The following is a 9,619-nucleotide window of genomic DNA, read 5'->3' as shown; positions in this document are numbered from 1 at the left end:
ATCTCGGTGACCTCGTCGAGGTCGACTGCATCCTCGTCGAGGAGAATCTGTGCCTTCTCGGGGATTCCGTATCGCTCGGCAGAGGCGGTGATGGCGTCGGCGTTCGGGCCGTCGGACCAGTACAGCTTCTTCATCAGCACCGGCCGGTTGCCCGAAATCTGCACCAAGGCGCGGGTTTTCGGGATCGCGGCAAGGTCGTCGACGGTCATGATCGGTTCCTTCGACCAGGACTGCGACCTCGAGGTCGAGCCGCTGTCGAACATGCCGCCGCCCCGTGAGGCCGACCAGCGTTCGACGTCGTGATCGCCGACGAGCGCCGACAGGTCCGACAGGGTGGTCTTGTCCTTGATTCCGCCGCCGTACCAGAGGAAGTTCGCGGCATCCTGAAGTTGCTTGACCCCGTCCTGGCCCCACACCTTCTGGGCCTGGGAGAGGTTCTGCACGATCGTCATCAGGCAGATCCCCTGCGAGCCGAGGTGGGAATACCACGCCGGGAGCTCGGGGAGACGGCAGACGTTCGCGGCCTCGTCGAGGATGCACAGCATCGGTACCGGCATCCGCCCGCGCGGGCTGCGGCGAGCGGTGCGCTGAGCGGCGTCGATGATCGACCCGATCAACGCCGTGGTCAGCGCCGACGACGAGTCCGGCCCTTCCTTCGACAAGGCGTACAGCGTGTCGGTGCTGGTTACGAACTTCTCGATCACGAACTCGCGCATCGAATGCGGGTAGCGCACGCCCCTGCCGATGTCGGTGTCGAGGACCGCGCCGAGCGAGACATCCACCCGCTCGGGTGGAAGCACGCTCATCACGTAGGTCTGCTCCTCGAGCAACCCGATGAACCGGCGAGCCATGTCGTACAGGCCATCTCGCTGGCGCGGGTTGAGCCCGCGCACCGATTGCAGCCGCATCGCGACGATCTGATGGTTGTGTTCCTCGAGGATCTTCTGGGGGAGTTCGTTCTCCTCGTCGGAGAGCCAACCGTAGACGTGCAGCAGATCGCCACCCGCACACGATGCCGCCAGCATCATCTGCGCGAGCAATTCCTGTGCACCACCGTCGAAGTACGCATCGACGCGAGCCGAATCATCCTTCGACGCGGCAGCGAAATAGGAGGCGAGCTTGCGGGCCGCGACGATCGAGGTGACCCCGCGCAGCGGATTCCACCAGAACCCGTCACCACCGGTGCGGGGGCCTTCGGCGATCCCCTGTAGGTCGTAGCGCCACACCGCGCCGAGTTCCTCGCGAACGCCGCGGGTGAGGTCGTGGCCGTCACGTTTGTTGGAGGTGAACATTGCCGCCCCCGGTGCGGTGCACAGGGCGTCGATCGCCATCGCGGCCGTTTTACCCATGCGAGGTCCGGCCAGGGCGAACATCATGTCCTCCCAGGACATGTACACCTTCTGGTTGCCTTGGACCGTGCGGCCGACGATGACTCCGATGTCGGCGTCGTCGAGGGTGTCCCGGTCGGCCAGATCCGACCGCAGCGACTTCGCGCGATCACGGGCCTGCTTGCCCGTCACCCCGGTCAGCTTCGACGTCGAGCCCATCAGACGGGCCTTGGCGTCGACATCGTTCTTGCCGCCGCGTGATGCCCGAGCGGCCGCAGCGACGCCGGCGAGACCGGAGCCGATGATTACCGCCATCACGAAGATCACTGTCGACACCGTCGGCCACGTCAGCTTCCCGCCGGCCACGGAGAACAGTGCCTGAAACGGATTCCCGGGGATCGACTCACCGGTGTCGGTGAACGCGTGCCCGAGCCAGAGCGATCCGTATCCGAGGGCGATCAGCACGATCACCAGCGATATCGCGATCAACGGGAACATCGACGACTGCGTGCCGGCACCCTTGGCGGTCGGCCTTTTGGTCACCATGCGTCCACACCACCCTCGACGGCCGCGTCGACGCCGCGGTCGAGCTCGATGACCTGCGCGACCCGGTCGGTGATGTCGACGACCGAGTCCGACGACTGTTCCTGGCGCGGTGTCTCCCGCAGCAGGTCGACCAGCCTCAGGGGTTCGACGTCGGCGGAGGTGGAGGACACGTCGAGGGTGTGTTCGGCAATGTCGTCGAAGTCGAGGCCATCGAGCTCGGCGGGCAACTCCAGCGCATCCATCGACAGACCAGGACGGAGCACCGCGTCGTCGATACCGTTGTCGACCAGACGTTCCCGCCACGCATCCTCGTGCACAGCCGTCCGGTTGACGGTGGCGTCCGCCCACTCCTGCTGGGTGGGATCGGTGAAGGTCTGTGCGGTGATCAGCTCGTGCGCGACACCGGACGCGGCGAGATACGCCGCCGCCCGCGCCAACGACACGTCGGTGTCGAGCATCCCGAACGCGCGACTGTCACTGCGCGGCTCGTACGAGTGGGAGCGGCTACGGATCTCCTCGCGGCGCACGTGCGCCCGATCGGGCAGGTTACGGCGTCGAGCGGCAGCCAGGGTGGCGCGGCGACCGCGTTCGTAGGCGGCGGCAGCGATCTGGGAGCGGCGCTGCAGCTCTGCGGTCGAAACAGAGCGAGTGGTCATCGAGGTTCACCACCGTCGATGGTGAACGAGATGTGGTCAGTGCTGGGGGAGAGCGAATGAGGAATCGACATGGAGGGCCTTCACTGGGAGCGTCGGCCAGCCCACAGCACGAAGACACCGATACCCGAAAACGGTGCGGTGCAGCGCTGTCGCTGGATGGACGCTCGACCGTGACCCTCATCGACGGTCGAACTGGATTCACCTTAATACATGTACGCGACATTTTGCGGCGCCCGCCGCAGCGGCGAGCCGGGCCGAAAAATAAGCGGATCTTCAGGTATCTCGTACGAGTCTGTCGACCTTCTATCCGGTGGGCAGGTCGATGACCCCTGTGAAGTTCGGGTTCAGGGGATGGAACAGAAGCCGTAGGCGAGAACAGTGGCATACAACCTGCGGGCCGTTCCCAATCCCATCCCGCCCAGACCCTGAGACGCAGCCGTGATAATTTGTGCGTCGGTGGCCCCCCGCTTAGCGTCAAGACACAGCCTTGCTCCGAAGTCTCGGACGGTGTAAAACCCGTATTCGTCTATTACAGTGCCGCCAAGGTGATTCTTCAGCGCCTCGGAATAGCCGGGGAGGCCAGAGCGAATGGCAGGTGGGGCGGAATCTTGCTCTGGCGCTGTGGTCGCGTTGACGGTTGCAACCGTCCCACCAGTGATACCGGCAAGCAGTACGACTGCAAGCAGTTTTGTCCGTAGTGCAGCGTTCATCGGGAATCGCTTTCGTTCTCGGTGGGAGATATTCGGGTGGGGTCGTCAGGGGCTGTGCCTGCCGTCCATTGTGAACCGTCGAACCATCGAAACCCGTTAGCTTGGTAGGGATCTGGATACCAGCCCGCAGGTGCGGTCGGTAGGGGTGCGTGATTAGTAGGGTCTTGGTCGGTCGTGTCGCGCTGCGGTGTCGCCGGGGCGCTGCTTTTTTTGGTCGGGGTCGCGGTCTTACTGCTGGCGTTCACGGCGTTGACGAGGTTCGACCATGGCAGTTTGCGCAGTCCGAGGAATGCGACCGCGACGCCTAGGACAACGGCAGGCCACGCGATCCACCGGCGAAATGTGAGCGCGTCGGTGCATTTCGTGAACGGCGCAGTGTCGAGGTCCAAGGGAGTTGGGATGCCCAGGTCTTCTGCGAGATCGGTGTCGAATCTGGCGTACAGCCTCGAGGGCTCACTGTTGTCCCTGGTGATCGTATTGCCACATGCAGCGTTCAAGCCGTACGACGAGACCGACACGGGGTAGAAGAGCAGGACGACCCCGGCCAAAGCCAAAAATACGCCCACGAGCGCGGTCGCCCTGATTTGCAGACTGCGATCCTGCGTAGAGCGTACAGACACTGATACCAACTTTCGGCCTAAGCCGGTCCCCGATAGAACCGTTCGCATCGCTATCGGCACCGGGGGCTGTTCCGTTTCATCAGCTGGCACTACTTCGTTTGGGAGCTGAGCTTTTACGGGGCGGCCCCTAAGAGTCCCAGCGATCGACTGCATCATTCTTGGCTGCGCTCGGTGGGGTCCTCGGAGGGATTGAAACTGACTCAACCCTCGTCAAAGAGGCCGACGGCGTAACAAAGCTCGTCGCTGTCATCTCTACAATAAGCAAACCTGCTTAGGCGTACTGCGGACATAGATACTTCAAAGCAGGCTCGTTCATTGGCCCGCCATCTTGTTCCGCTTCTTCAATAGCAGCGTCTCCGCTTAGACCTGTGTCACCTAGTTCCGAGCAGAGGCCTAGTGCCTGGGAAAGGTCCACGACTGCAGTGCTCTGAAGCACCTCGAACTGCGCTCGAATCTGTTCCTCGATCTCATCTGAAGACAATTCAGACGAGGCCGGTTCCTGCTTCTGCGCCTCCACATTGTCTCGAAAGTTCAGTGTTGAGTACAGAGCGCTGTACTCCCCTTCGCATCGCCAGCGACTGAAGGTTGCGAGACCTCTCTCTGGCACTTCGGGCAGTACCGTTTCAAGGTAGGGGGGCATGTCTTCAGTGGGCTCGAACTGCACATCTAGTTGGCCTTGAGGGGTTCCGAGCGCTGCGGCGACGGACTTCAACCCAGCTGTGCGAGCGTTGCCAATTTCGACGAACTCTTGCGCGCTGACGTTCGGACCGTCGTAGATGAAGCAGCCCGTCTCGTAGGCACTGGATGTTGCTGTTGCACTTCCCTCGCTGCTTTCGACTTCTGAAGTAATGCCCGGCTGAGGTACATCCACCTGGTTTTCACCAGTTGACGAGCATGAGACGGCGGTCATGATTGCAAGCGGAAGCATGAATATTGCGTGTGAGCGTCGCATGTCGGGGTCCGATCTGTGGTGCTATCGAGGACGCGCCTATCACAACGCGATGCAGCGTACCGAAGCTTACTGAATCCAGCCGCCTTGAAAATCGGTCGAATGAACGAACATCGCAGGTGCGCATCTGCGTCGATCGATCTTTCCTAAGGGCTGGTCCGTGCTGTGGGACGCAAAACCCGCACTTGAGTCGTCCAGTAACCGAACGCCGCGATGTGCGCGTCTGAATGCTCCCGGCCTGGCCATTTCGCTTCCGCCACCCAACACGGGCGCTTGGCTATATCCGAGTCACGGTCGGGCGACAAGGATCGGTCGGGTCTCACTTCACCGCGCGGTACATATCCGATATTTGGTCTGGTGATCATTTGAACCACGACTCGGGTGCGTTTGCCGGTGGCCCGATCTTGCCGTTGTCGATGATGTATTCGCCCGGGTAGCGGCGGTTGGCAGCGGGATGCTCGGGAGCGGGTATTTTCACCAGAAAGTTGTTCTTGCGCAACCGTGATGGCCTGTAGGTGCCGGCGAACGTGATCATGACTGCGCCGCCGCGACCGGATGGTCCACCGTCGAGTAATTCTCGTCCGGTGTTGAACGTTTCGGCGATGTCGCGGCCGTCGTTTCCCACGGTGATGCTGCCGTCGTGATGGAGCTCGACAAAGGTGCCGTTGTCCGCGGCGACCGTGGCCGCCGTGGCCCGCCCGGCCTGCGGGTCGAGGTCGACGGCGAAGTCGGGAACCTTGCCTGCGCCGCTGGGCGGGTCCACGTCGAGTTCTCGGCCGACACCGAGGGTGACGTACTGACCCAACGCGGTATGTCTGCCGGTATCGACGACCTCCCAGAGATGTTTCCTGGAGGCAACTTTGACGCGTCCGTCTAAAAAGATGCTGACCCAGTCGAATCCGTTGGAGAGCACGACGCGTTTGCTGTTCGGTGCCATTGCTACAGGATCGTGCACAGCAGTGTGCTGAGCAATCGCAGGGCTCTTCAGTCGGTGGGCTGACGCCGGATGAAGTCCGACATCCCCGGCACGGTGAACGCGATCCGGCCGTGTTCGGGGGACCAGATCAGGCCTTTGCGGATCAGGGAGTCGCGGACGTCGCTGACACCGGTCGTCGTTTGTCCCATCGCCGCGGCGACGACTCCCGAACGCGGTGCGTCGTCTGCAGCGAGGGCAATGGCGCGCATGTAGCGCCGCTCCCTGTCGGAGGGGCGGTTCCATCGTGAGGGGAAGAAGCCTTCGTCCAGAGCTCGCCGGCCTTCCTCGACCGCGTGGTGGGCGTCGTCTTCGTCGAATACTGCTGTGGCGGCGACGTTCCAGACGGCTTTGCCGTATTCCTGCAGGAAGTACGGGTACCCGCCGCTGGCCTCGACGAGAAGGGCCAGGGCATCGGGGGTGAAGGACCCGCCGTGCTGGTTGACCGGGATCTCCAGAGCTTCGGCAGCATCGGCCGGTGCCAGGGGACCGATGGTGCTGTACGCAAACTGCCGCTCCGCGTAGGACCGGTTGTCGGCGAGCACCGACGGAAGGTTGGGCAGGCCCGCGCCGATGACGAAGAACGGCCACTCCCGCTGGCTGGCCCGATGCTGCACCGACAGCAACGCGCCGAGGAGATCGGAATCGAGGTCCTGCATCTCGTCGATGAACAGCCCGAACGCGGTGCCCTTCTTCTTCATCGCGGCACTGATCGCCTCGACGAGTTCTTCGAGATCGAGGTCGATGTCTCCGCTGGCGGCACCGTGATCGAGTGACAATTCGACTTTTGCCGGTCCGACCCCGACGCCGAGGGTGAACCCGCGGGCGAGGGAGATCAGGTCATCGAGCGCCTTCTGCATCTGATGTTTACGGCTGAACCGGCGCAGGCCGGAAGCGAGTTCGGACCCGAGCTTGGCGCGCACGGCGCTGACGCCGGACTCGTTGGGTCGCGCCTCGAGCCCGATCGTCAACCAACCTTGACGTTCGGCGTGTTCGGACAGGTTGTTGAGCAGTGTGGTTTTGCCGACGCCGCGCAGGCCCGACAGGATCATGCCGCGGTCGTAGTTGCGGTTCTTGCTCCTGGCCACCAGGAGGTCGAATTCTTCGCGTTGGCGGGTGCGACCTTCGAGCGCGGGAGGGCGCAGGCCCGATCCAGGCTTGAACGGGTTCAGGGCAGGATCCATATGGCAAACTATAGTCGTTTATGGAGAACAGCACCATAAATGTCAATAAACCTCCATACGCTGGTCACGGCAACACGGACGCGCCACGGACAGCGCCCGCTGATCGAGCCGGCAACACACTCCACGCCGTCTGCGACACGCTCACCTCGCAGGTCCTGTGTTCGCAAGGCGGCCGGGTGGATGATCGGGCGATGGCGACCGTCCTCGACAGTGCCGGTCTGGACCGGCTCACCGCTGCAGTCCTGGCATTGAACCCGCGCCCGCGCGAGCGGCGATGGGTCAGCCTGAGTTTCGCGATCGTCGATGCGGTCTGGAGTATCGGCGCGACTTACGCCACCACCGTCGTGCCCCTGGTTTCCCGTGTGGCGGCCGACTTCGGCGTCAGCCAGCCCTCGGTGCCGAATTCGGAACCGCCGATACCGGATCCTGTCTCGCTGGGGGCCTTTCACGCCCGATTTGATGTCGACTCGCTCACCGCACGCACCAATCGCCAGCGGACCTCCGCCCGCGGCGGCACCAGCAAAGCCCACGCCGTGCTCGACCACGTCGAGATCTTCCGCGCCGCCGGCATCGACACCCTCGATCAGGCCCGCGCGATCATGAGCGACGGACCGGCATTCGATCGTCTCGATACCGCGCTGCAGGCCGTACCCGGGGAAGGTGGGCACGGTGTGCGCCGCGGATACCTGTGGATGCTGATCGGCGACGACGACCGCATCAAGCCCGACCGCATGGTGCTGCGATGGCTCCGCAGCCAGGGCGTTGCGGCATCGCCGGTCACCGCTACCGCGATCGTCCGCGAAATCGTCGCCCGCATCAACGACATCCCCGGCGAACGTCGCACCACTGCATGGGAAGTCGACCACGTCCTGTGGCAGGCCGGCCGCGCCCTGCCCGCATGACGTCCGGCGACGTCGTGGCCACCGGATCGGGCCAGCCGCCGCAGAAAGCGGACGTCCTCGCGCGGGCCTGCGCCGCGCTCAGCAACGGAGACGACAACGCAGCCAAAGCCATCATCGACACCGACTACCCACACGTTGTCGGCACAGTTGCGCAACGCCGATACACGCTCCCCGAGATGCTGCGCACGTTCTATCGCGATGGCTTTCTCGACCGCTACTCCGGCGACCGACTGATCCACCCGGGAGCATTGAGGTTGCTGTCGGTCGTGCTGCCGAACGAATTTCCCGCACATTCGAATTGGAAGATGACCGAGACCCATTTCGCGTTCTGGGAGCTGTTCCCGACCATCGATCACCTCGACCCTGTCGCCCGCGGGGGAGCAGACGAGGCCTCGAACTGGGTGACCACCTCGATGCTGCGCAACTCCGCCAAAGCGCACTGGAGACTGGACGAGCTCGGCTGGACGCTGCACCCGCCCGGTGATGCGCAGCAATGGGACGGCCTGTCGGGCTGGTTCACCGACTACCTCACCGAGCATCCGGGATTGGAATCCTCTTCGGGCTACCTGCGCCGGTGGCTGCGCGTCACCCGTGCCGTTCAGGCCGAACGCGCGTGAACCGTGGGGCACGTCAGACGTAGGAAGCCAGGCGAGTCGTGGTCCTGGGCCGGGCGAATATCGGGTTCGGCTGATAAGCAGCCCTTATGTCAGGCTGCTCGCCCTCAACGAACTGCCTGAATGCGAACGTCAAGCAGCTACTCCAACCGCGGCCAGAGCTAATCTTGCGCCCTCCGAAGACAACGCTGCCAGCAGTGCGCCGCCGATCGAATCGCCCAGGCGACGCAGCATACTGACGCGCCGACCTACTACCGCTGGATCGGGGCTGTCTCCCGACACAGACGATTCAAAGTCAGTAATTGCCTGATCGACATCCGCCCGAACGTCGTCGTGGTCGTCGACTTCTTCAGCAGCCGCCCGTAGCTCCCTGATCAACGCCGCAAGATCTTCGCTCGCGACACCGTTTGTCTGCGACTGTGACGACGCAGTTCCTTGGCCGATCACGCCACTATTCGTACCTACAGAGATGCTGTTGTTGTCCTGCGACCCATACACGTTCACACTCACAGCGGCATCCACTCTCGTTCCCGACGGTAGTTCGTTCATAGGAACACCGGTGGTGATGTCAGCAACCAACTCCACCAATGTAGTACGAACGATATCGACTATCCCCGCAACTGCGGCACGGTTCACCTGGTAATAGATCCTGTCCACTTGCTGGAATGAAGATAGGCGGCCCGACCACAGCATCGCGGCCTCAGCCAGCCCGGGTCGAGTTATCGCGATCGACGAATCCTGTGCGTCAGAGAGCTCGACGAGCTCCTGGATCGACTGTCTGAACTGGACCGGGCCCGAGACGAACTCTCGGGCCTCCTCGGGGAGCGAAAACACCGAAATCTGCTCTCCTCTGCGGAACAATGGGCCGTTCTGGGTATCCATGAACAGCGGCAGGTGCATCTGTCGATACTCAGGAAGGTCTACGCCGTCGCCATAGCCGCGCAGCTCGGCCTGCGCCCAGCTTCGAAGTCCAGTAGAACCGGTCGACGAACCAAGCATCACGCACGTCCTGAGCAACCCGGCGACGGGAGCATCCTCGTCGAGTACTCGGCTTCTTAAATCTCCCAGCAGCGAGTCGTTGGTCATGACCGATTGTCGCATTGAAACTGAAAATGCCGTGAATGGCGTCTGCAGTCA

The 9,619-nt window shown here is 63.0% G+C and carries 10 protein-coding genes and 1 pseudogene; 3 read left to right on the top strand and 8 right to left on the bottom strand.

Annotated features, from left to right (window positions below):
* The 3 genes from A2J02_RS09905 to A2J02_RS29035 form a co-directional block, all read right to left on the bottom strand.
* The coding region (locus tag A2J02_RS09905; protein WP_068049675.1) for a type IV secretory system conjugative DNA transfer family protein at nucleotides 1–1,874 on the bottom strand (1,874 nt) is incomplete at its 3' end.
* Nucleotides 1,868–2,530 (bottom strand): hypothetical protein, encoded by a 663-nt coding sequence (locus A2J02_RS09900; RefSeq protein WP_068049674.1) that lies wholly within the window; start codon nucleotides 2,528–2,530, stop codon nucleotides 1,868–1,870. The genes A2J02_RS09905 and A2J02_RS09900, both read right to left, overlap by 7 nt.
* A gap of 706 nt (nucleotides 2,531–3,236) precedes the next feature.
* A complete protein-coding gene (locus tag A2J02_RS29035) occupies nucleotides 3,237–3,485 on the bottom strand; it encodes a DUF2510 domain-containing protein (RefSeq protein WP_442971466.1) in 249 nt (82 codons plus the stop codon).
* A 154-nt stretch (nucleotides 3,486–3,639) separates the two neighbouring features.
* On the opposite strand from A2J02_RS29035, the gene A2J02_RS28905 reads away from it, so the two are divergent.
* Nucleotides 3,640–3,765 carry a hypothetical protein gene (locus A2J02_RS28905; RefSeq protein WP_269454865.1) on the top strand — a complete coding sequence of 42 codons (126 nt, stop codon included), beginning with the start codon at nucleotides 3,640–3,642 and terminating at the stop codon, nucleotides 3,763–3,765.
* Nucleotides 3,766–4,131: 366 nt separating this feature from the next.
* Here A2J02_RS28905 and A2J02_RS09885 read toward each other — a convergent pair whose 3' ends face one another.
* The 4 genes and pseudogenes from A2J02_RS09885 to A2J02_RS09875 all read right to left on the bottom strand — a co-directional run bounded on the left by A2J02_RS09885 (nucleotide 4,132) and on the right by A2J02_RS09875 (nucleotide 6,966).
* A complete protein-coding gene (locus A2J02_RS09885) occupies nucleotides 4,132–4,770 on the bottom strand; it encodes a hypothetical protein (protein ID WP_156516171.1) in 639 nt (212 codons plus the stop codon).
* Between the two features lie 228 nt (nucleotides 4,771–4,998).
* Nucleotides 4,999–5,088: pseudogene (locus A2J02_RS28665) on the bottom strand (hypothetical protein); the annotation flags it as partial.
* 82 nt (nucleotides 5,089–5,170) lie between these two features.
* Nucleotides 5,171–5,746 carry a hypothetical protein gene (locus A2J02_RS09880; RefSeq protein WP_068049666.1) on the bottom strand — a complete coding sequence of 192 codons (576 nt, stop codon included), beginning with the start codon at nucleotides 5,744–5,746 and terminating at the stop codon, nucleotides 5,171–5,173.
* Nucleotides 5,747–5,793: 47 nt separating this feature from the next.
* Nucleotides 5,794–6,966 carry an ATP-binding protein gene (locus tag A2J02_RS09875; protein WP_068049663.1) on the bottom strand — a complete coding sequence of 391 codons (1,173 nt, stop codon included), beginning with the start codon at nucleotides 6,964–6,966 and terminating at the stop codon, nucleotides 5,794–5,796.
* 191 nt (nucleotides 6,967–7,157) lie between these two features.
* Between A2J02_RS09875 and A2J02_RS09870 the strand changes: the two genes are divergently transcribed.
* The gene (locus A2J02_RS09870; RefSeq protein ID WP_068049661.1) at nucleotides 7,158–7,868 is read left to right on the top strand and encodes a hypothetical protein; all 711 of its coding nucleotides are present in this window, start codon (nucleotides 7,158–7,160) and stop codon (nucleotides 7,866–7,868) included.
* Nucleotides 7,865–8,485: an HNH endonuclease gene (locus A2J02_RS09865; protein ID WP_068049676.1), complete on the top strand. Its 621-nt coding sequence runs from the start codon at nucleotides 7,865–7,867 to the stop codon at nucleotides 8,483–8,485. Before A2J02_RS09870 ends, A2J02_RS09865 begins: the two co-directional genes overlap by 4 nt.
* 129 nt (nucleotides 8,486–8,614) lie before the next feature.
* On the opposite strand, the gene A2J02_RS09860 is transcribed toward A2J02_RS09865, so the two are convergent.
* A complete protein-coding gene (locus A2J02_RS09860; RefSeq protein WP_068049660.1) occupies nucleotides 8,615–9,568 on the bottom strand; it encodes an AbiTii domain-containing protein in 954 nt (317 codons plus the stop codon).
* Nucleotides 9,569–9,619 lie beyond the last annotated feature (51 nt).

The sequence above is a fragment of the Rhodococcus sp. EPR-147 genome (genome assembly GCF_001647185.1).
Taxonomy (GTDB): Bacteria; Actinomycetota; Actinomycetes; order Mycobacteriales; family Mycobacteriaceae; genus Rhodococcoides.
Note: the sequence above shows the minus strand (reverse complement) of the source record. Positions and strands in the feature narration are given on the sequence as shown.